A 20,410-nucleotide genomic window follows, 5' to 3' on the forward strand; every position below is an offset into this window, starting at 1 on the left:
CGTGGATCGTGCTGATCTGCGCTGCACTGGGTACGGGAATCACCGCTTGGACGTCATCAGGGGTTGGCGGTATGCACTACACGGACAGCCGAGAACTACGACGCGCACAACACTTCAAGGACGTCCTGTCCCGGCACGTGGCCGCATTGCAGGCCCGGCGCGGAGGGTCGGCAGGGCCGGCGCCGGAGACGACGGGTGTCGCGGCCGGCATCCCGACCTGTTCCCGGTGCGGCGCCCTGTCCGGTCGGCTCTGAACCCGTGCGTCGGTCGGGGAAATCCGGGTGTCACCGGCCCACTTCCGACGGCCGACGTAGCCAGGGGGTTCGCGGCGTGTAGCGCCGAAGCAGCGCCTCGCACTCCGCCTTGAAGGCGTCCCCGGCCGACGTGACGGGATCCGGCGCTCCCTCACTACGGGCCCGGGCTCGGGCCCGCTCCTCGTTGGCCACGTCCTCGCAGGCCCGCAGCAGACCCAGGGTGTGGGCCAGGGCGTTGACCAGCAGGACCGGCGCGTCCGGGAGAGCGGGCATCCGTCGGGGAACCGTGACCAGGGACAGCCCCGCGAGCTGGTCCGGACTCTCGGCCCGGGCCCGCACCGTGCCCGTGGTGGTGGCCAGGTGCCCGCCGGCGGCCATGACGTCGTGAAGCAGCCGCACCGGACCCGCCTCGGCGCACCGGCGCGGCCGCCGAGGCGTCACGAGCGGATCCCGCGAGGCCACCTCGTTGCAGGCGAGCTCCAGGCGCCGCGCCCACCGCGGCTCCCTGTTACCGGAGGCCAGGGTGACGGCGTGCCGCGCGATCTGGTCGATCAGGTCGCCGAGCTCCAGCAGTTTCAGCGTCCGGGCCCGCAGCAGCCACTCCACTTCCACGCGGAACTTTCCGTGCGGGTCCACCGCCTCCAGCTCATGGCCGCTGTGCCAGCTGACGTCCACCCGGTCCCGCGGACCTCCACCGGAGGAGACGGCTACATGGACGTCCGCCACCGCCCAGCGGCGGCCGCCGTGCTCGACCAGCGGCAGGCACAGTTCCCCTCTCGGAGTCTGCGCACCCGGCCGAGCCCAGCCGGTCAGCGACGTGCTGCCCGGCGCGGACACGGACAGCCGAGCGCCATCGAGGTCCACCGGGGGGAGGCCGCCGGCGAACGTCAGTACCGCACCGCCCTCCGTCACCGGACAGCCCCCGCAGCGATCCGGGCCGCTCCGGCGGTCATCTCCCCGCTGTCGCCCGGTTCGCCGTCGTCCCGCATGCTGCCCATCGCTTCTCCTCCGCGGTGTCGTTCGTCAGCTGTCCGCACGGGGCCCTGTGCCGCGACTTCGCCATCAGCATCAGCAGACACGGCGAACCGCTCGCGCAGGTGCGACGACGTCAGAGCGTCGCGCGCCGGGCCGATTCGTCACGACGAGCTGAGTGCCGTGGGGTCACAGGCTGTGGGCGATGGGGTGCAGGGGTTCGTACAGCGGGAGTTCGGCGCCGCTGGGCAGCCGGATCGCAGTCAGCTTGCCCCAGCGCTGTTCGCTGACCGGGCGGGTGATCTCGACGCCCTGCGCGCGCAGCTCAGCGAGCTGGGCATCGAGGTCGTCGCACATCAGGAAGAACTCCTGCTGGGGCGGGCCGTCGGTCGGGTGCACGGCCACCTCGGCCGGGGGCAGCTTGAAGATGAGCCAGCCGCCGCCCGCGTCGACGCCGGGAAAGCCGAGGACGTCACGGAGGAATACGCGGTCCGCGTCCGCGTCCTGGCTGTAGAGGATGACATGTGCACCGCTGATCATGGCCGGCTCCTGCCCGTCGACGTGCTCGCGGTCGTGTCCCGGCATCCTGGCACGCCTGGACTGACCGCCCATCAAAGAGACACGCTCGAGGCGTGTTCACGCGGGAGCCTTCCGGTGCGTGTCGTACGTCACATGCAACGCAGTCGCGGGTGCGGACACTACCCGGTGTGGACCACCAACTGTTCGCGGAAATCTATGACGCACACGCCCGGGCCGTGTACGCGCATGCCGTCCGTATGACCGCCGACCGTGCCGGGGCGGAGGACATCGTCTCCCTCACCTTCCTTGAGGCATGGCGGCTCCGCGAAACGCTCGACGGCGTCAGCAGCCATCGTGCATGGCTGTTCGGGATCGCTACCAACGTCATACGGAACACCCGCAGGGCGGCGCGCCGTCACCGGGACGCGATAGCCCGCCTTCCGCCTTCCGACGCCGTCCCCGACCTGGCGGACGATGTCGTCTCCCGCATCACCGACGCGGCTCAGGCCGCTGCCGCCCTTGCCGTTCTGAACCGGCTGCGACGCGCGGACCGCGAGATCCTCCTGCTGCACGTGTGGTCCGGCCTCAGCCACGACGAGGTGGCGCAGGCATGTGGGGTGCCCGTGGGTACCGTGCGCTCGCGTCTCTCCCGCGCCCGCGCCCGCCTGCGCAAACTCGCAGCCGCTTACCTCGCGGAGCCCCCAGCCTCCAGACGCGTCCCCGCGTCGCCAACCGCACGGGAGGGAAACCTGTGAATGCCGCCGACGACGCACGACTCGACCCGTCCGAGGGCGCGGAGATCATCCGGCGCCTGCCCGGCCTTGCCGATACCGACCTGCCGTTCAGTGGACATCGCCGGATCAAGGAGCACCTGATGCGCGAAACAGCAGGGGACGCCCGACCTGCCCGTACCCCGATCCGTCGCCCTCTGGCCCTGTTCCTCGCCGCCGGGGCCGCGACATGTGCCGTAGCGCTGGCCGTCACCTTCGGCGTGAACAGCTTCGACGAGCGCCCGCCCGTCGCCCGGCCCGAGCCGGCGGCTGTGCAGCTGCTGGACCGTGTTGCTCTGGCGGCGCAGGAGGTGCCCGCTCCGACCGTCCGGGACGGCCAGTTCCTGTACACGAAGACGACCGGGCACTCCACGTCCCTGTCCGAGACCGCGGGCGGAGGAATGGAAGCGGCCAGGACGGACGAATCGGCCGAGCGCTGGGTGTCCGTGGACGGGACCGCCGGAACACTCACCCGTAACGCGAAGGGCAACGCGACGGATCCGGCCCGCGGCAAGGACAAGGCCAGCCTCAACGGCCCCACCTACCGCTTTCTCGAAGCCCTCCCGACTGACCCCGACCGTCTGTTGGAGACGATCTACGCCGACACCCGCCTCAACCACGGAGCCGACTCGGGATCGACCACTGGCCCCGACCAGGAGGCGTTCGTCGCGATCGGTGACCTGTTGCGGACCGTGGAAGCCCCTCCTGGCGTGAGCGCCGCTCTCTACCGGGCTGCCGCGCGCATCCCCGGCGTCATCCTGGTGCCCGAGGCAACGGATGCCGCCGGCCGGACGGGCGTCGCGATCGCCCGTGTCCACAAGGGCGAGCGAACCGAATGGATCTTCGACAAGGGCAGCCTGCGCCTGCTGGGCGAGCGAACCGTGCTTCTCAAAGACAGTGCGTGGGGGAAGGCCGGAACGCCGGTGACATCCGTGGCCATTGTCGGCCGGGGGGTCGTGGACAGGGCCGGACAGACGCCGACGCAGTAGAGGGCGTCTTCAAGCCAAAGAATTCGATCGTGTGACCGACTCGCCCACAGGGGACGCTGTTGAGTGATCTCGGTCACGCGGAGCGCCGCACTCCCTGGTTACTGTTCCGGCTGCATGCGGCTGGGTTGATCCCAACTGCACGCCCATGTCTGGAATGTGAGCTGCCGTCAGGTAGCTCGAAACCGGGGGAGTGGTTCCATGCGTTCCGTACGTATCGGCTTTGCCGTGACTGCCGCAGTCGGCGCCGTGCTCATCACGGCGTCCTCGGCGGGGGCTGCCACGCCGTCGCCGTCCGCGCCTGCTTCCGGGGCGCTCGGCCCGGCTGCAGAGCAGCAGATGAGCAGCGAGATCGCCGCGTCGAAGCCCGTCATCGCGACCTACAAGGGCAAGCAGATCAACCTTGCCCAGGGTTGGCAGGGTGCTCAGGTCTGTGCCGAGGTGCCGAGTGGCGAGGTCAAGTGCTTCGACAGCCAGGCCGAGGCCGACTCGTCCCTGGTGAAGGAGAATGCCGCGGTCGCCAAGAAGGCGAACGAGACCCGAAAGGCACTCGGCCAGCAGGCGCCCGCGTCGACGTCCTCGAGTTGGGACTGTGGGAGCGGATGGGTCTGTCTGTGGGAGCACTCCGACTACAGCGGTCGACGCCTCCAGTGGAGCGCAGGCGGCACCAAGAACCTCAGCAACTGGAACTTCCGCGACCAGGCCAGCTCCATCTGTGTGAACCGGCCGCAGTTCGGCGGGACTCTGATCGACTTCCGGGACTTCATGCCGGACCCGTCGATGTCCATTCCGGCCGGCACCTGCTACGACTTGACCACGCTCGGGTACGTAACCGGTGGCACGTGGAACGACAAGGCTGACGCGCTGAGCATGTAATCCGCCGCCCTCCGGGACTGCCGCGGCGCCATCGAGTGCGGTGGCCGATCCTTGAGGCGCGAAACTCGAAGAACTCATGGCCACGAAGGGCCGGCACCTCATTCGAGGTGTCGGCCCTTCGCGCTGTCGGCTCATGGATGGTGCGCCGCCGGTCGCCGTGGCGCCTACCCGCAGTCGCCCAGCACCGACCCCGATCCGTCGGGGGTGAACGTGGCCCACAGCGTGAACAGCTCCAGCAGGATCGCCGGCACGTTGATCCACACCACGACGTAGGCCACGAGCCCCGGCCAGGTCTCCCAGACCCGGAGGCCGTAGCGCCGCCGGATCCGGCTGGCGACCAGTACGCACAGGAGTACCGCCGTCACACCGAGGGCCGGCCCCGTCCATGCGGCGACGTACTCCATCGGGGGGCGGGCCATGAGGCGGCATGCTTCCTGCTGCCTGTCGACCCAGTCTCCGTGGATGACCTGGACGTACCAGGAGGTGACGACCCCGAGCGCGGCCACGACGGGGACGAGCAGCGCAGCACACAGCATGCCGGGCGAGACGCGGCGCGCCCGCCCGGTGTCGTGGACCGTGGCGGGAGGGGGTGAGGTTTCCATCAGTACTTCTCCAGTCGGGCTGCCAGTCCGTCGAGGAGAGAGCCGAGGCCGAAGGCGAAGGTGTCCGGCGGGGCTTCGGCGTAGTCCGCGTAGTCGGCGGAGTCGATCCGCTCCCGCAGGCGGGGGAACCCGCGGGCGGCCTCGATGGCCTCCCGCGTCACGGCGGCGAAGGCCTCCTCGGGGTTGCCGCCCTCGCTTTCGATGCGTCGGGTGAGTGAGGTGGTGGCAGCGGCGGGCGCCGCGTTGCCGAGTACGTAGGTGAAGACGGCGGCGGCAGCCTGGTCGGCCTGCGGGCCGGCGAAGCCCGCTTTCTCGTAGACGGCGAGGTTGTGGTCGTCGTGGCGGGCCTTGCCGACGCCGTGGAAGAGGTGTGTTGCGAAGGCCTGTACGAGCCAGGGGTGGCGGGTGAACATCGCGTACAGGTCCCCGGCCATCGCGACGGCCGCATCGCGCCAGCCGACCTGCTCGAGGTCGGGGAGCCGGATCTCGTCCCACACCTGGTCGCCGGCCAGGGTCAGCAGGTTGTCCTTGTTCTTGACGTGCCAGTACACGGCTGTGGCCGCCGAGTTCAGCCGTTTGCCGAGGGCGCGCATGTTGAGGCCTTCCAGCCCCTCGGTGTCGAGCAGCTCGACGGCGGTACGGACGATCTGTTCACGGGTCAGGGTGTCGCGCGGCATGCGCTCACGATAGGTCACCACAGCTCGACTTGCACTAAGTTCAAGAGAACACTTGCACAGTGTTCAAGTCGCTCGTAAAGTTCTCGGCACCGGGACTTGAACAAAGTAAAAGTCTTGGAGGGAAACCCCGGCCCGCATGCCGCGCAGCCGCCACCGACAAGGAGAACCCTGTGAACACACTCGCCGCCGCAGCCCAGATCCTCGTCGCCGCGGCCTTCGCCTCCATCCCGCTGCTGCGCAACCGCTTCGGCGCCGCCGCCAAGGCCGCGGCCGTCGCCGAGCTCCGCCGGCAGGGCGTGCGCCCCGAGGTCCTGGAGGAGAACAAGCTCCGTTTCGACGCGAGCGGCCACGAGTGGTGGGCGCCGGGCAGCTTCGCCGCCGCCCTGCTCACCGCCGCCGCGTTCAACCTGGCCGGCAGCTCCTGGGGCATCACCCTGACCTGGATCTTCTCCTCGATCGCCTTCCTCGCGAACATCGCGATCCTGCAGAGCCAGCTCGGCGCCGCGAAGTCCGTTCGGGCCGCCTTCCGCCGCAAGGGCGACCAGGAACTGCTGCGCATCGACGTCCCCGCCTTCCTCCAAGCCGCCGAGGGCGCCTTCCCCGCCTGGACCCGGATCCTGCAGAACGCCCGCCACACCGTGGTCTTCGCCGGCTCCGCGCTCACTCTCGCCGTAGCGGCTCTGGTCTGAACCCCACCCCTCCCCCTGGCGCGAGCCATGCGAAGCGAGCAAGGCTCCTCTCGTGACCGGTCCGGTCACGCTGTGGCAGGTCGTCTCTGCACAGCTTGAGGGTGTCTCACCGCTCTCACTTCTCGGCACGGCAGGGGAACGGCCGGCTCCGCGTGCGAGCTGATGCGGGTCGCGGGCGCTCCGCTCCTGAGATCGCGGCCCTTCAGCGGCCCTTTGGGCGAGTGCGAGTCCCGTCCGTCCAGCGAAGGGCGGGACCCGTCTCTCAGGCGGCGGCCTCTGCGGCCTCTGCGACGTCGGCCACCTCGGCGGCGGCCGGTCGCGGCTTGCGGACGAGCGGGACCGTCGCGCACGCGGCGAGCAGGGACGCCACGGCGACCGCGTACCAGCCGTGCCGGAACGCGGCGACAGCGTGTCCGGGGGCCGGGGTGCCGAGAATGCCGACCAGGATCGCGACGCCGAGGACCGCGCCGACCTGGCGGCCCATCGAGGTGATGGCCGAGCCGGTGGCGAAGCGGGCCGGCGGCAGGGCAGCCGCCGACGCCCCGGTCAGTACCGGCAGCGTCATGCCGACGCCGAGGCCGGTCAGCATCATGCCGGGCAGGAGCGAGGCCGCGTAGGCCGAGCCGGTGTCGAGCGTCGCGGCCCACCACAGGATCCCGGCCGCGAACAGGACCGTTCCCGCCAGCGCGATGCGGCCCGCACCGAATCTGGCGACGGCGGGCCCGATCCGCAACGCGACCGGCGGCACCAGCAATGGTCCCGGCGCGATGGCGAAGCCGGTGCGCAGAGCCGAGTAGTCCCACACCCCCTGGCACCACAGCACCGAGCCGAGCAGCATTCCGGCGAACGCGACGGTGAACAGCGTCAGCGCGGCCGCGGCGGATGCGAACGCCGGAACCCGCAGCAGCGGCAACTCGACGATCGGCACGGGATGGCGGGACGAGCGCAGGACGAACCAGACGCCGAACAGCACCGCGGCAGCCAGGCCGCCGAGGGTGCCGGCACTCGTCCAACCCCAGTCAGGAGCCTTGACCAGGCCGAGCGCGAGCGTCGCGATCGATCCGGTGAGAAGGATGGCGCCGAACAGGTCGGGCAGCGGACCCTTCTCCGCCCCAGCGCGTCCGGGCGACGGCAGCACCTTGGCACCGAGCGCGAACGCCGCGATCCCCACCGGCACGTTGACGATGAACACCCAGCGCCATCCGGCCTCGACCAGCAGACCGCCGGCCACCGGCCCGAGTCCGGCGGCGATCCCGCCGATCGACGCCCAGGCCCGCACCGCCCCGGCGCGCTTCTCGGGCGCCGTCGCCCCGAGCAGCAGCGCGAGCGACGTCGGCATCAGCAGCGCGGCGCCGGCGGCCTGCACGAGCCGTGCCGCGACCAGCGTCCCGACGCCGGGAGCGAGTGCGCAGCCGACCGAGGCGAGGGTGAACACCGCCAATCCGGTCAAGAAGACCGACTTGTGGCCGGAGCGGTCGGCGACGCGGCCGGCGACCACGAGGAGCGCCGCGAAGACGATCGCGTAGCCGTTGAGGATCCAGGAGAGGGAGCCGAGGCCGCTGCCGCCGAACGAGCCGCCGATCGCCGGGAGGGCCGCGTTGACGATGAAGAGGTCGAGGTTCGACATGAAGACCGCGGCCGCGACCGTCGCGAACACGGCTCGAGACGCTCTTGGTGAGTTTGAAAATCCAACTGTCATGGATCGGAGGCTAGCCGTGCGAGTTTGAAAACACAACGGACTCGGGAGAGGATGGGGACGTGACCTCGAACTCGAAGCAGGGCGAGAACTCGGTTCCGCACCCCGAAGTACCCGGTCGGCCGTGCTCCGCGGCCGCCGCGCTGCAACTCGTCGGCGAACGCTGGGCCCTCCTGGCGATCCGCGAGATCTTCTACGGCAACCAGCGCTTCGACCAGATCGTCCGCAACACCGGCGCCCCTCGCGACCGCCTCGCCGCCAGACTGCGCGCATTGGAAGAGGCGGGCGTGGTCGAGCGCCGCGCCTACAGCGAGCGCCCCTTGCGCTTCGAATACCACCTCACGGAGGCCGGCCGCGATCTCGCACCGGTCATGCACGCGCTGCTGGCCTGGGGCGATCGCTGGGCGGTGGACACCCCACCGGTCGCTTTCCGGCATCACGGCGGCCCCGGCTCCGAGCACGACCTCGATCTGAAGTCGACATGCCGGACCTGCGGCGAGGAGGTCGAGCAGGGAAGCCTCAGGATCGACGTGCGGGCACCAGGATGGGACCGGGCAGGGCCGATCGAAGGCTCCTGAACTCAGCAGGGATCAGGAGTGAACGGGTCGCCACCTCATCGAAGACCGGCGGTGACGCCCATACGACACTGAGACCGTCGTCCGGGTATCGCGGCACGAGGGCTTCCGCGAAGGCGCGATGCGCGGCGCCGGAGGCACGACGACATCCGCCTCCAGGCAGCGCTCGTAGAGCTCGTCGTAGGTCGAGCCCGCTTGGTGGTTGTCGCGTGGGCGGTCGCCGTCCAACGCGGCAAGGTCGGTGTCCCTGAGCTCCTGCCTCGATGAAGAGACGTGTGCACTTCACCGAGCAGGTCGCACGGTCTCGCGACTACATGCCTGTCTCGGACCGGGAGAAGTTCCAGCGCCTCGTCGACAGGATCGTCGCCGATCCGGAAGACGCCGGCAGTCACCTCGCCTACATGAACGACCCCGTGACGCGCGCTGCATGGGAAGACCGGGTCGAGGCTCTTCATCGGAACCGACATCTACGACGCGGCGCGCGGCTTCAACGAGATCCAGGCCGTCTCTCCGGCAAGATCCGAAAGAGACGAGCGCAGTTACCAGGAAGATGCATGGACGGTCGGAAGCCTGGTGGTCTTCCGTCCGGACAGTCCTTTCAGCGCCGGCAGGGTCCGTGGAACTTAGGCTGGCGCTTTGAGGGGCCGGCTTACAGGTCAGGGCGCATTCAGGCCGAAGACCTGGTTGTTGGTGTTGCCGGCTCCGGGGCTGTTGATGTTGTTGTTGGTATTGATGTTGTTGAACACGGTGAGGATGCCGTTGAGGTTGATCGGCAGGATCGAGCCGGCATTGCCTCCCCCACCATTGCAGTCGCCGCCGGCGACCGTGGTCTGGTCGCTGTCCGAGGCGGAGCCAATGGTTGGGGAGGTGGCCGTGACAGTGTTGACGATGGAGCACGGTGCGTCGCTGGCGATGTTGACGACGACGTCGAGTGTGGCAGTGGAATTGCCGATGGCGAAGTTGCTGCACTGCACCGCCGTACCGCCGTTGATGGCTTGGCAGGCGCTCCCGAAGTCCCCTCCGAGGTTATCGACTGTGAGACCAGTCGGGAGGTTGTCCGTGACCGTGATATCGCTGGCGCCCTCATCGCCGCTGACGGTCAGTGCAATGTGGTAGAGGCCTTGCCCCCCTCGTGTGAAGGTCCCTTCATGGCTCTTGTTGATGCTCATGGTCGGTGCAGCTTGGGCGGGCGTGGCAAGAGTGAATGGCAGTGCAATGCCGAGTGCCAATACGGTCGTGAGGGCGGAAATCTGCTGCTTCAACCCGTGTGTGGTCATGGCTGGTTACTCCTGTCCATGAGCGTTCGTTGCGATCAGGCCCTGAATGAGTGGGGCCGATCGTGGGGAATCTACTGATCAGAAGCGCCGCATTGATCATCAAGTGGTGGAAACATGCCAATTTCACTCGATCGCTTCGGTTAACGCGTGAGGTGGCCTCAGCCTGCGTAGCCGGCTGGTCCCGGAGACAGACCCGGAAGGGCCCGCGTGCGGGGGACCGGATTCCGTGAAACGGGGTCACAGTGGCTTGCGCAGCGAGGCAGTCCTCTCCGGGGGCTGCCCCAGGTACCCGGAGAGAAGCGAGGCAATTGATCTGTGTTCGGTTGGCAGTGGTTGTTCGGCATGCGGGTGTCAGTGGTCCTGGTTGGGTTCTCCCTGGTCGTTCGGTGGCGACCGGTATCACGCGTGGCTGTTCGGTCTGGTCAGGCCCACGAGTATGAGGCCGGGACTCGAGAGGTCGTGAGGGTGTCCCTCATTGCCGTCGGGTTTTCGTGCGCTCTTTGATCGTGACCGCGATGGCTATGCCGATGATGACGGTGGTTCCGAGGAGGATGAGCGCGCCGATTCCGTAGGCGAGCCAGCGGGCGGCTGCCCAGATCAAGTCTTCGTAGGTCAAGTCCACGGGGGCTCCCTGTCCGGAGAGGCTGGTCTCGCGGTCTGAAGAGTCTGCCTGGCGCGGTGGGGTATCGGACCTGCCGTTACCGAACCGGTCCCAGCACAGCGGGTCCTTTTGGCGCTGGCCGCCCGCGGAACGGGCTGTTCCTGGAGGCTGAGCCGGAAGACCCGGGCAGGAGGGCGAAGCGGACTCGACCAACGAGCCGCAGGCTCAGACCCCGTGAAACAGGGGCACCTGCCGCAGTTTGAGTTGAAGCTCCAACGAGCCCTGGGTGGTCTGGAGCTGCCTGTGTAGGGCCGCGCTGCAGGAGGCCAGTAGCAGGACTCCGTCAGGTCCTTCTTGATCTTGGGGCGGTGCGTGGCCTCGCGGCCGTCGTCGCCGGCCCAGTCGCCATGCTTTTGACCTGGGGTTGTGCAGGTTGGCTGGGTGAGTTGGCGACTGTGTTGGCTCACTGAATCTGCGCAGTTCCTGGCTGATGGGCGTCGTGTGATGTGCACTGGGTGTGCGTCATGGGTTGTCACTGGTGCTGGGCTGGGGTGCGGCGGTACCGGGGTGTCGTTTTACCGGTGAAGGCTGTTGTCGTTTGGTGTGTGGGGTGTTTGTCGTCCCTGTGGGTGGGTGTGGCGGAACGCTGGGTCGGGGTGGCTTGTGTCTGGCTACGCTCGGTGGATGCCGTCGTTTGCGGGTGATCCGCGTCATGAGCGTCTTGTCGCTGTGTTGGTGCCGTTGTTGCGTCGTTCGTGTCCGCCGGGCGGGGGTGGCTTCGGTGGGTCGTACGAACTTCGGCTCGGGGTTGACGAGGCGGAGGAGTTGGGCGGGGTAGATCTGATCCGTTCGGCGCTGCGGAAGGCAGGCCGGTCGCTGGGGTGGTCGCGGCTTGAGACGTTTGGGGGTTCCTTTCCGCAGGTTGCGGTGGCGGGTGTGGTGGACCGGCGGGAGATTCCCGAGGAGTTCGCCGCGGCTGTCGAGGAGTGTCAGTTGGCGCGGGGGAGGGCCTCGGTGGAGGTGATCGGGCGGACGTGGCAGGACGGGAGGCCGCGTGCGGTGCCGGGTTCTGTTTTCGTGGTGGCGCAGGAGTTCCGCGCTGCCTATGCCGAGGGAGCGGCCGGGTGAAGGGTGAGCGTGCGACGCGTCTGTTGGCGGATGATTACGCGGCTCGAGGGTGGCGGCTGGCCGCTGGGTCTGGTGGAGGAGGTGTACGTCTTCGGGTCGTACGCGCGGGGCGCGCTGGAGCCGAACGATGTCGATGTCGTTATCGAGCACGGTACGGACAAGCGCTGGCTCGGTGAGTCGCTTCATGCCTCGATCAATGGGCGTGACTCGTACGTGGGGATGCGCCAAGCCCTGAGGGGCCGCACCCGGAGATTTCCTTCCAGTTCCGTGGCAGCAGCAGTCTGCAGGACGAGGGCTTCGAGCTGTTCTTGCTCTGGCGTAAGGGCGAGCCGTTTTCCCTGGCTCGCGAGCGCCTTGCCTCCCTGACAGCGGATCCGGAAGCGGGGACTGCGCCCAGGGACCACATGCTTGCGGAGTTCGAAGGGCTGGAGGGCCTCGTGCCGCGCCCGCCGAGGACCGAGCTGTTCGGCCGGCACACGGAGGGAAAGATCAGCATTACGCCGCTGAGGCTGGTGGACGGGGAGCTCGAAGACCCTGAAGCCGCCTGGCATGTACGGCGGCGGTGGGTGGAGACGAGCCCTCTGCGCCGCGCAGCGACGTGCGCCCTGGTGGCGTTGGAGCAGCGGGGCGTGGATCTGGGGGAGGTGACGCTGCATGGTCAGCGGCTGTTCGGCCGGGAGCAGCAGGCCGAGCGTTGTTTCGTCGATCTGGGGTGGAACGGCTTCGGATACATGGGCCGTCTCCTGGACGATGGAGTGACCTGGGTGGAGGTCTTGCGTCCGCATCGCAGCAAGCCCATGGACGCACTGCTCATCGAGCCGCGATCTGGTCGGTAGTCAGCATCCGGGTAGCCGTAGTCCGGCTAAGGACCTGTCCGGGCGATCACGTGTGGAGCCAGATGACGATGGCTGCGACGGTGACGGTGCCGAGAAAGTTCCGGCAGGTCACGCCACTGCACCCCAGTCCGTACCCGGTACAGGATGCCGTCGATCACCTGCCGGTGGTCCCGCCACCTGCCGCACCGACCTTTACTCATTGGCAGGAACGGCTGCAGCCGGTCCCACGCCTCGTCCGTCAAGTCCCCGCGAACGGTCATGCTGCGGAAAACGGGTTCTGCCGTGTGATCGCCACGGCCTACGCTTTCGTGATCGCTGACACCACATATCCAGCGTAACGGGGGTTTTGATGTGGACGTGAACAGCGGCAGCGGCCTTGCATCGTGGGAACGGTTGCCTGGCTACGTCTTCCGGCCCTATCGCGGCCACGACGACCATGACGCGATGGCCGCTGTGCGGCTGGGCTGCGCGCAGCGGGACCGGATCGACGCCCGCTCGGTTGTGGAAGGAATCCCGACGGCAGCCGAGATCGCCGAAGCCTCCGCCAAGCTCGACGACCCATCCCAGAACCAGGTCTTGGTGGAGCACAACGGTGGCGTCGTCGGCTACTTGACGATCAGGTGGTGGCAGGAGCGAGAGGGAACGTGGTTGTATCTGCACCGCGGCTACCTGCTGCCTGAGCACCGAGGCCAGGGCATCGGCTCAGCCATGCTCAACTGGGCAGAAAGCCGTATCCGCCAGCTCGTGCAGCAGCATGGAACCACACAGACGGCTGTGCTCGGCGCGAACGCCATGGCCTCTGAACAGGACGCAACGGCGCTGCTGCTCGAAACGGGATACCGGCGTGTCTTCAGCCTGGTGGAGCTGGAGCTGGCCGATCTCCGACGACTCCCCGACGGAAAGCCGTTGTCGGCCGGCATCCGAGTCGGTGCGGTCGATCCGAGCAGCTACCGCGCGGCCTGGAAGACGGTCGTCGATTCGTATGCGGATGCCGCCTTCACCGAGAGGTGGACGTTCGAGAGCTTCCTCGCCACTGCCGACCCGACCTGCTGGCGGGCTGGTTGGGACAGGGAAGATGTGGCCGGGGTCGCCCTGTGCTCCATCCGCCGGCAGGACCCCACTGTGGGTGAAGTCGAAGAATTGAGTGTCCGGTCAGAGTCGAGACGCCTGGGCCTCGGGCGGGCCCTGCTGCTGGACGGGTTGCGATGTCTTCGCGAGCACGGTGCAGAGACCGCCCGGTTGTACACCGGGACCGCGAATCCGCACCGGTCCTACGACCTCTACGAGAGCGTAGGGTTCCGGCGCCAGAACGAGTACGTCCGCTACCGCAAACCGATCGCCGCCTGATCCGGGAGCGGTGCATCCGTAGCACCTTGGCGGTGCGGCTTCCCGAACATCGAGCCCGGCCGCCAAGTGCGATCTTTCGGTTTCGTGACAGTGGGGTGAGAGACAGTGAGGGGCTGTGCGTTGGTGCTGGTCAGTGTCGGTTTCCGGGGTGGGGCTCGCTGTCATTGATGTGAGAGATCGGGGCGATGCCACTGTCACCGGGTGGTATTCGTGCAGGTAGCGCACTGACACGAAACTGAGAGATCGCAGTCCCGGACCGCGTGGAGCCGGTCAAATCGCGCCTGCCCGGTCTTCCGTTCGAACACGGCTCCCGCGGACCACAGGATGGTGACGCCCGCGCCGATGCCCAGCCCCCACCACTGGTGGGCGGCGAAGGCGTCGCGGACTTCCGGGGTCGCCCAGGCTACGGTGCACCCTGCCGCTGCGATTCCGGCCGGGCGCGCCGGAGCGAGCACCCCCCGCCAAGGGCTCTTGCCCCGGTACGCGGCCGGGTTCCGCAGGACTGCCAAGTCAGCGTGGTGGAGCTGGTGGCGGACGTCGGTGGGGAGTTCCGGATCGACGATCAGCGTGGGCACGGTGATTGCGGGGCCGGCCGGGTCGCTGATGCTCTTGCTTATCTCCGGTGTCCGATCCTCTCGGCCGGTCCACCGTCGCGGCGGCCGTCGCCGCCGTCCCCCGGGCCCCTATGGCCCGGCCACCCGCACGGTTCTGCAGCGGGTCGCGCCCTGACGAACCTCATGGCGCTTCGATGGAACCAAAATGTGGCCGTATCGATCTCTACCTGCGAGGTCCGTTCGAGACCGCGTTCGAGATCCTTCAGTCTGCGCCGGAGTCCGAGTGAAACACCGTTCCGCCACGCTCTGCGCGGCCTTCGTCCTGTCCGCCGTCGCCGCGCTGTCCGGCTGCTCCAGCGACGGAGATCCCGTCTCCTTTGCCCCGAAGGAGTCGGCGAAGCCGGGGGAGACCAAGGTCGCCAGTGACGTACGGATGCCGACCAACCCGCGTACGTGGGACCCGCAGAGGACGCTGGCGGACGGGACGCGGGTGGTGCACGTCGACCTGAAGGGGGCGAAGTCCGGCTTCACCGGCCGGGTGTGGGCCTGGGTCCCGAAACAGTACGACCGGCCCGAGTACAAGAACAGCGCCTTCCCGGTCCTGATGGCGCTTCCGGGTGCCGTGGGCTACCCGACGAACTACTTCTTCTCCAAGGAGTTCCGCCTTCAGGAGCGGATAGGGGAGGCCGCCGACAAGGGCGAGAGCCTGCCCTTCATCGTGATTATGCCGGTCCTGAACGCCAACAAGGACACCTACTACGACGGCAGCGACATACCGGGGCAGCCCAAGATGGGCACCTGGATCTCGGACGACGTCCCGGACCTGGTGCGGGAGAACTTCCGCACCTACGCCGACCCGAAGGGCTGGGGCTTCTTCGGCTCCTCCTCCGGCGGCTACGTGGGCATGAAGATGGTGCTCCAGTACCCCGAGCGGTTCAGCGTGGCGATCGCCGGCGGGCCCGATGCGGCCCCCGACTCCCCGCTGTGGAACGGCCACCCTAAGGAGAAGCAGGAGAACAGCCCGGCCTGGCTGGCCGAGCAGCTGATCAAGAAGAGCGGCGGCGCGGGCGGTCCCTCGAGCAGCCCGTCCAGCAGCGCCAAGGCCAGCCCCAAGCCCAAGAACAGCCCCGCGCCCTCGGCGGCGACCGGTCCCACCACCGGCTACAAGGTGTCGATCTCCTTCCTGATGGGCACGAAGGAGCCCAAGGCGGAGGTCGCGGCGCTCGACAAGCTCCGCCAGGAGATCACCAAGGGCCCGATCGAGACCAAGGTGACCTCCTTCGAGGGCGGCCACGACGGCTACAAGTACACGGACACCCTGTTCAACGGTGACCTGAAGTGGATGAGCGACCGGATGCGCGGCCCGGTCGCCGCGAAGTGAACCGTTCCGACGTCTCTGCCGCTCGAATGTGAGCCATCAGAGAGGATGGGACACGTGCCCACTGCGCGTCGGGGACCAGGTCTTGGCCGGCGGCCGCCTGGTCGCCATCACCGATCTGCGCTACCGCCACGGCGGCACCCGCACGATGATCCTGGCGGGCGGCCGCCTGGCCGTCGCCGAGCGCACGGTGCGCGTCTACCGCCCCCGCAGTGCCTGATCCCCGGCTGCGTCCGTACGTGAAGGCGCGCGGCGGCCAAGGCGGTCAGGCGCGGTGATGTGGGCGAGGCACCCGGTGTGGCCGTCGACATGAACGCCCGTGCAGCCGACAGGGTCCGTCACAGGATCGGCTCCGTGTCCGCAGTGGAGCCAAGCGGGGGCCGGGGGTGCGCTCATTAGTCGGCAGGCGGCCGCGCGGGCACCCCGGTCCGGGAACACCTTCCCCGCCGTCGGCCAGGACGCGGCGGCGGTGGAGCGGTTTGTGGTCGCCGCACAGCCAGTTGGCCCAGATTGTGGCCGGGTACAGCTCCGGGTCGCTGGCGTGGAGCTGCTCGGCGACGTGGGGGAAGGCCAGCCGCGAACGCTTCAGCCTCCTTCACGACGTGGTGGAGGACCAGCGTCCTGCGGAAGCCCTCCTCTGCCGACGCCTTCACCAGCGCGGTCTGCAGGGCTGCCATGCGGGCCCCGCGGACCGCGTCGGAGCGAGCCTCGGCGCCTAGGAGCTGCGCAGCCTGGAGCTGGGTGTCGGTGACGTCCACGCAGACGACCTGGTAGGGAGCGCAGATGCCCCGGTCGATGGCCTCGGAGAGGGACAGGGTGTAGCAGCGGCTGCCGAACGGGCTGTCCGGGTGTTCGTCCATGCTCGCGACCAACTCGCCGGGGGAGCCGGCCTCCTCATCGTCTCCCAGCTGCCACATCCGCGGCGTGGCCGTCATGTACAGCCGGCGCAGGGCCGGGATGCGGGTGTTGTCGTGGATGACGGCCCACGGCTTCCCGATCCGGCCCGACGTCCGGTGCGCTTCGTCCACGACGATGAGGTCCCAGGCCGCGAGGCCGGCGTTGTGTGCCTTCTCCAAGGTGCCCAGGCCGAGGGAGGCGTACGTGGCGTAGACGGTGACCTTCTCCAGAGCCCGGGTCCACTCCACCAGCTCGCTCACGTCTGTGGTGTTGGGGAAGGACACCTCCTCGCCCCGGAGCGAGGACACCCCGATCATCGGGCCCCGGCGGCCGCCCTCGCGCCACGCGGCCTCCGTCTGGGCGAGCAGGTCCAGCGAGGGCACCAACACCAGCACACGGCCCGCGTGGAGCTCCTCCGCGCTGGTTGCCGCCACCCTTGTCTTCCCGGAGCCGGTTGCCATGATCACCTGAGTTCGAAGCCCGTGGACTGGAACGGCACGGGTCGCGGGCAGATCCAGAGCGCGCAGGACTGCGTCGACGGCTTCTCGTTGGTGAGGACGAAGCTCGGTAGCCATCGGGTCATTGTCCCTGGTGCCTGCACCTGTCCTTGTCAGAAGGCGGAGCTGCCGATGTGGTGGCCCGACAGGGCGGTCGGCGCTGTTTGTGAGCCTGGAGCCGGGCGGCCCACGGCGGTGTCTGCCCCCGGCCCACTGCGCGCGGCCCTCGTGTGTCAGCTGCTGGCGCTGTGTGGCTGGCCGACGCGCGGTGTCCTGGAGGGTGTCGGCCGGGCTGGGGCGGTAGCGGGAGACTTCCGGGTATGGACGTGGAGTCGGTGGCGCTGGAGTTGTACGGGCTGCGGCCGTCGGAGTTCGCCGCGGCCCGCGACGCCTACGTGGCCAAGGCCCGCGAGGCCGGCGACAAGCAGCTCGCTGCCGCGATCGGAGCGCTGCGGAAACCGACGCTCGCGGCCGTGACGGCCGCCCCGCCGCCGGCCCGAGGAAGCGGACAGCCTTCTCCGGCTCGGTGAGGCGCTCCGGGCCGCGCACCGGACGCTGGAGGCCGGGCAGCTGCGGAAGCTGTCGCATGATCAGCTGCGATGCGCCGCCCTTATATCAGTGGGGGGTGTCAGTGACATGGTGTCAAGTAGTGCCGTTTGTGCTGGTGGAGGTGGTGCTCGGATTCGTCTCATTGGCATCGGGCGGTGCTTTTTTTGGGGGCATGGGGCGGTAGGCGCGCAGGTCGTGTACTGACATGAAACCGGCAGATCGCAGGTGACCCCGGCGACGTGATCCAGAACGTTGCCGAGGGGCCGGTCAGCTGGTGGCCGTCTGGGAGTCGGCGGGGCGGGCGGCGGGAGCGGCGGGGTCGGCGTTGAGACGGCGGCCCCTGGGCGGGACCGCCGGCCAGGGGTCAGTCGGCACGTTCCGTGTTGCTGTTCGCGGCTTCGCGCTGTTCCTCAGTACTGGGCTTCTGGCGTCGTCGGTACGCGATGACCGTGCCTACCACGGTCATGATCGCGGTTGACGGGAGCTGTTCCAGCAGGCCGGTGAGCAGGGTGCTGCAGAGATCGGACCAGGTCATGAGCGCCTCCGTGAGGTGTGCGAGTGCTTGTGCGCTCATCTCAGGGGCTGTGTGGATCAAGATGCGGAGAACTGATCCTTGTTGCCGTGATCCCTTATCAAGCTGCTGAAACCGCAGGTGGGAGGCTCCTCAGTTTCCTACGATCTGCGCAGGATTGAGGAGCTCTGAGGGGGAGACATGGTTGGCCCGGACACGGTGAGTACGCCTGAGCAGTTGGCCCAGGCGCTCAACGAGATGATCCTGAACAGCGGCAAGACCATGGAGCGGGTCGCGAGTGCTGCCGGCCTGGCGCCCAACACGGTGCGGGCTGCTGCGAGAGGGACGAGCTTTCCCCAGGAGGGGACCCTCCACGAGCTCGTACGTATCTGCGGCGGTGACAAGGCTGCCTGGACCAGAGCTTGGCATCGGGTGAACAACGCTCGTCCGAAGGCGGAAAGAGGGGCTGCTGCCTACGACCCGCTGGTCGAGGCCCTGAACCGGGTCGCCCTCTTGGAGGAGAAGCTTGAGGATGCCCTGCGCCGAGTGGCAGAACTAGAGGAGAAGGTGCAGGTGTTGTCCGTCGTCCACTCCGCGCGTGACATGGAGGCAACGATCCAGGCCGCCAGGTACGAGGCCGAACTTGTTGCCGAAGCCGATCGGCGTCGCCGAGAACGTCAAGGGCGTGAGCTTCTCAACTCGGTGCCTGTGCGCTTCGTGTACGGGCACCCAGAATTCGACATGAACTATTCAGTGCACCCAGTCGATCGTTATGTAGCCGAGGTAAAGAAGCTTGCCATGGCCGATATGGAGCAACTGAAAACATTTCTCTTGACGACACCATCCGATTTTCCTCGTATCGGCAGGTCGGGATATAATCCGACCGAAGTCGATGACTATATTGCCCGATTGAAGGCGGCTGTATTCAACTCGTAAGGCGCCTTTCTGCGTGATGGGCGACGTGTGAGTTGCAGTGGTTGGCGGCAGAGCTTTCAGGGTGGGTTTTGCCTGGTGGGTGGGTTGTGAGGTGTCGTTTTTCTACTGAACGCCGGTGTCGTTTCCCGCTGAAGGTTGGCTGTCGCGTGTGTAAGGGCTTGGGGTGAGGGCCTGACGGTTCGGCTCGCTGTGGTCGTCACTCGTTGGTGGGGTGTGGCCCGGCGTGTCGGTGTGGGGTGTGTGGCCGTGGACAGCGTTTCCGGGACGGGCATGGGCGTCGGCGGGAGGGGCTGATGGCTGAAGACGGTCCCGGTTGCTTCGCTGAGTGGGTGGCGTCGGCCGTCGTCGGGCGGGAGGCGGCACTCACGCGCCTGATGGCCCTCGATGGTCGCGGTGAACTCGTTTCTGCTCATGTGCGGTTGACTGCTTCGGCTTTGGGCGTGTCCGAGCGGACGGTGTGGAACTGGCTGTCGGTGGCCCGGGGTGAGGGGCGTCTGTCGGCCCGGACGCCTGCGCGGACTGGTGTGAGCGCGGATGTCCGTGCGCGTCTGGCGGTGTGGGGCGGGAACGTGGCTGCGGTCCACCGTGAGCCCCCCACTTCAGCCGCCTGGTCCCCAACACCGGGTTCGGGTCCTGGTTGTGCAGGTTGGTTGGGTGGTGTGCAGTTCCACCGATCCGCGACAGTAGCTGACCTCCCACCACTCGGAGGGGTGCGAGCACGGGTTTCCAGTTTCAATCCAACTCACAGAATGAAGCATGCCGAGAGTGCGCGCGGCGGGGTGGGCCGGATTCGAACCAGCGTCTTCCCTCTTAGCTAGAGGGTGCGTCGACCTCTGCGCTACCTTCCCCGCCGCGGCGCGAACAGCCTACCGCCCTGGATGGCGGGGCCGGTCCTGGTAAGCCTGCACCTGCCGACTGGGCAGGGATCGGCATGCAGATGACAGTGGACTTCGTCATCGGCTACAGCTGCACTGGTGAGGGGCAGGAGGCGTCCAGCACCGTCCTGGCCGGCCCAGGGAGCTCCGCAGGCCAGGAGCCGGCCGCGGCATAACCCCACCCCCAGCTGCCAGCTGCCCGCGGAGCGGGCTGGTCCTGGAGGCGGAGCCGGAAGGACGGGGTGGGGGAGCGGAGCGGACTCACCCCAACGGGCCGTAGGCCCGGACCCCGTGAAACGGGGTCATCCAGGCCCCTGCGGAGCAGGCCGTTCGGGGTGGAGCGAAGCGAAACCCCGAACCAGTCCGGAGCGAAGCGCAGGACCCCGGCTCTTCGGGTCGGCTCTGGCT

22 protein-coding genes, 1 tRNA gene and 1 pseudogene are annotated in these 20,410 nt (G+C 68.2%); 13 read left to right on the forward strand and 11 right to left on the reverse strand.

Going from position 1 to position 20,410, the window contains the following annotated elements; all coding sequences use genetic code 11:
• Window positions 1-284: 284 nt before the first annotated feature.
• Both ACFYXK_RS26010 and ACFYXK_RS26015 read right to left on the reverse strand, forming a co-directional pair.
• The gene (locus tag ACFYXK_RS26010) at window positions 285-1,166 is read right to left on the reverse strand and encodes a hypothetical protein (RefSeq protein WP_389413281.1); all 882 of its coding nucleotides are present in this window, start codon (window positions 1,164-1,166) and stop codon (window positions 285-287) included.
• A 249-nt stretch (window positions 1,167-1,415) separates the two neighbouring features.
• On the reverse strand, window positions 1,416-1,766 hold the full coding sequence (locus tag ACFYXK_RS26015; protein WP_389413305.1) for a VOC family protein: 351 nt from the start codon (window positions 1,764-1,766) through the stop codon (window positions 1,416-1,418).
• 167 nt (window positions 1,767-1,933) lie between these two features.
• On the opposite strand from ACFYXK_RS26015, the gene ACFYXK_RS26020 reads away from it, so the two are divergent.
• From ACFYXK_RS26020 to ACFYXK_RS26030, 3 genes are all read left to right on the forward strand, one after another.
• The gene (locus ACFYXK_RS26020; protein WP_389413282.1) at window positions 1,934-2,500 is read left to right on the forward strand and encodes an RNA polymerase sigma factor; all 567 of its coding nucleotides are present in this window, start codon (window positions 1,934-1,936) and stop codon (window positions 2,498-2,500) included.
• Complete coding sequence (locus tag ACFYXK_RS26025; protein ID WP_389413283.1) at window positions 2,497-3,504, forward strand: CU044_5270 family protein; 1,008 nt, start codon at window positions 2,497-2,499, stop codon at window positions 3,502-3,504. The genes ACFYXK_RS26020 and ACFYXK_RS26025 overlap by 4 nt, the downstream gene beginning before the upstream one ends.
• Before the next feature lie 198 nt (window positions 3,505-3,702).
• Window positions 3,703-4,377, forward strand: coding sequence for a peptidase inhibitor family I36 protein (locus tag ACFYXK_RS26030; RefSeq protein ID WP_389413284.1), 675 nt, complete (start codon window positions 3,703-3,705; stop codon window positions 4,375-4,377).
• Between the two features lie 164 nt (window positions 4,378-4,541).
• Here ACFYXK_RS26030 and ACFYXK_RS26035 read toward each other — a convergent pair whose 3' ends face one another.
• Together ACFYXK_RS26035 and ACFYXK_RS26040 are read right to left on the reverse strand one after the other, a co-directional pair.
• Window positions 4,542-4,979, reverse strand: coding sequence for a hypothetical protein (locus tag ACFYXK_RS26035; protein ID WP_389413285.1), 438 nt, complete (start codon window positions 4,977-4,979; stop codon window positions 4,542-4,544).
• Window positions 4,979-5,656 carry a TetR/AcrR family transcriptional regulator gene (locus tag ACFYXK_RS26040; protein WP_389413286.1) on the reverse strand — a complete coding sequence of 226 codons (678 nt, stop codon included), beginning with the start codon at window positions 5,654-5,656 and terminating at the stop codon, window positions 4,979-4,981. The genes ACFYXK_RS26035 and ACFYXK_RS26040 overlap by 1 nt, the downstream gene beginning before the upstream one ends.
• Window positions 5,657-5,826: 170 nt before the next feature.
• On the opposite strand from ACFYXK_RS26040, the gene ACFYXK_RS26045 reads away from it, so the two are divergent.
• Entirely contained in the window at window positions 5,827-6,345 is a 519-nt protein-coding gene (locus tag ACFYXK_RS26045; protein WP_389413287.1) for a hypothetical protein, read from the forward strand.
• A 262-nt stretch (window positions 6,346-6,607) separates the two neighbouring features.
• Here the strand turns inward: ACFYXK_RS26045 and ACFYXK_RS26050 are convergent, their stop codons facing one another.
• A complete protein-coding gene (locus tag ACFYXK_RS26050) occupies window positions 6,608-8,002 on the reverse strand; it encodes an MFS transporter (RefSeq protein WP_389413288.1) in 1,395 nt (464 codons plus the stop codon).
• 101 nt (window positions 8,003-8,103) lie between these two features.
• On the opposite strand from ACFYXK_RS26050, the gene ACFYXK_RS26055 reads away from it, so the two are divergent.
• Window positions 8,104-8,619: a winged helix-turn-helix transcriptional regulator gene (locus ACFYXK_RS26055; RefSeq protein WP_389413289.1), complete on the forward strand. Its 516-nt coding sequence runs from the start codon at window positions 8,104-8,106 to the stop codon at window positions 8,617-8,619.
• Between the two features lie 653 nt (window positions 8,620-9,272).
• Here the strand turns inward: ACFYXK_RS26055 and ACFYXK_RS26060 are convergent.
• Both ACFYXK_RS26060 and ACFYXK_RS26065 read right to left on the reverse strand, forming a co-directional pair.
• Window positions 9,273-9,893: a hypothetical protein gene (locus tag ACFYXK_RS26060; protein ID WP_389413290.1), complete on the reverse strand. Its 621-nt coding sequence runs from the start codon at window positions 9,891-9,893 to the stop codon at window positions 9,273-9,275.
• A gap of 472 nt (window positions 9,894-10,365) precedes the next feature.
• Window positions 10,366-10,515 carry a hypothetical protein gene (locus tag ACFYXK_RS26065; RefSeq protein ID WP_389413291.1) on the reverse strand — a complete coding sequence of 50 codons (150 nt, stop codon included), beginning with the start codon at window positions 10,513-10,515 and terminating at the stop codon, window positions 10,366-10,368.
• Window positions 10,516-11,178: 663 nt separating this feature from the next.
• Here ACFYXK_RS26065 and ACFYXK_RS26070 point away from each other — a divergent pair.
• The 3 genes from ACFYXK_RS26070 to ACFYXK_RS26080 are packed head-to-tail and all read left to right on the forward strand — an operon-like array spanning window position 11,179 to window position 12,458.
• Entirely contained in the window at window positions 11,179-11,622 is a 444-nt protein-coding gene (locus tag ACFYXK_RS26070; protein WP_389413292.1) for a hypothetical protein, read from the forward strand.
• A gap of 30 nt (window positions 11,623-11,652) precedes the next feature.
• A complete protein-coding gene (locus tag ACFYXK_RS26075; protein ID WP_389413306.1) occupies window positions 11,653-11,988 on the forward strand; it encodes a nucleotidyltransferase domain-containing protein in 336 nt (111 codons plus the stop codon).
• A gap of 38 nt (window positions 11,989-12,026) precedes the next feature.
• Window positions 12,027-12,458 (forward strand): hypothetical protein, encoded by a 432-nt coding sequence (locus ACFYXK_RS26080; protein WP_389413293.1) that lies wholly within the window; start codon window positions 12,027-12,029, stop codon window positions 12,456-12,458.
• A gap of 98 nt (window positions 12,459-12,556) precedes the next feature.
• Here ACFYXK_RS26080 and ACFYXK_RS26085 read toward each other — a convergent pair.
• A pseudogene (locus tag ACFYXK_RS26085) lies at window positions 12,557-12,718 on the reverse strand (transposase); the annotation flags it as partial.
• Window positions 12,719-12,809: 91 nt separating this feature from the next.
• Here ACFYXK_RS26085 and ACFYXK_RS26090 point away from each other — a divergent pair.
• The 3 genes from ACFYXK_RS26090 (at window position 12,810) to ACFYXK_RS26100 (ending at window position 15,957) form a co-directional block, all read left to right on the forward strand.
• Window positions 12,810-13,805, forward strand: coding sequence for a GNAT family N-acetyltransferase (locus ACFYXK_RS26090; RefSeq protein WP_389413294.1), 996 nt, complete (start codon window positions 12,810-12,812; stop codon window positions 13,803-13,805).
• Window positions 13,806-14,642: 837 nt separating this feature from the next.
• On the forward strand, window positions 14,643-15,740 hold the full coding sequence (locus ACFYXK_RS26095; RefSeq protein ID WP_389413295.1) for an alpha/beta hydrolase: 1,098 nt from the start codon (window positions 14,643-14,645) through the stop codon (window positions 15,738-15,740).
• A gap of 82 nt (window positions 15,741-15,822) precedes the next feature.
• A complete protein-coding gene (locus ACFYXK_RS26100; protein ID WP_389413296.1) occupies window positions 15,823-15,957 on the forward strand; it encodes a hypothetical protein in 135 nt (44 codons plus the stop codon).
• Window positions 15,958-16,132: 175 nt separating this feature from the next.
• Here ACFYXK_RS26100 and ACFYXK_RS26105 read toward each other — a convergent pair whose 3' ends face one another.
• Window positions 16,133-17,209: a DEAD/DEAH box helicase family protein gene (locus tag ACFYXK_RS26105; protein ID WP_389413297.1), complete on the reverse strand. Its 1,077-nt coding sequence runs from the start codon at window positions 17,207-17,209 to the stop codon at window positions 16,133-16,135.
• 242 nt (window positions 17,210-17,451) lie between these two features.
• Here ACFYXK_RS26105 and ACFYXK_RS26110 point away from each other — a divergent pair, with 242 nt between their 5' ends.
• Window positions 17,452-17,661, forward strand: coding sequence for a hypothetical protein (locus ACFYXK_RS26110; protein ID WP_389413298.1), 210 nt, complete (start codon window positions 17,452-17,454; stop codon window positions 17,659-17,661).
• 383 nt (window positions 17,662-18,044) lie between these two features.
• Here ACFYXK_RS26110 and ACFYXK_RS26115 read toward each other — a convergent pair whose 3' ends face one another.
• Window positions 18,045-18,215, reverse strand: a complete 171-nt coding sequence (locus ACFYXK_RS26115) for a hypothetical protein (RefSeq protein WP_389413299.1) — start codon at window positions 18,213-18,215, stop codon at window positions 18,045-18,047.
• 177 nt (window positions 18,216-18,392) lie between these two features.
• Here ACFYXK_RS26115 and ACFYXK_RS26120 point away from each other — a divergent pair, with 177 nt between their 5' ends.
• Window positions 18,393-19,127 (forward strand): hypothetical protein, encoded by a 735-nt coding sequence (locus ACFYXK_RS26120; RefSeq protein ID WP_389413300.1) that lies wholly within the window; start codon window positions 18,393-18,395, stop codon window positions 19,125-19,127.
• A gap of 775 nt (window positions 19,128-19,902) precedes the next feature.
• Here ACFYXK_RS26120 and ACFYXK_RS26125 read toward each other — a convergent pair.
• Window positions 19,903-19,975, reverse strand: a tRNA-Ser gene (locus ACFYXK_RS26125).
• Between the last annotated feature and the right edge of the window lie 435 nt (window positions 19,976-20,410).

It is taken from the genome of Streptomyces sp. NPDC002209 (genome assembly GCF_042890265.1).
In the GTDB taxonomy this organism is placed as follows: Bacteria; Actinomycetota; Actinomycetes; order Streptomycetales; family Streptomycetaceae; genus Streptomyces.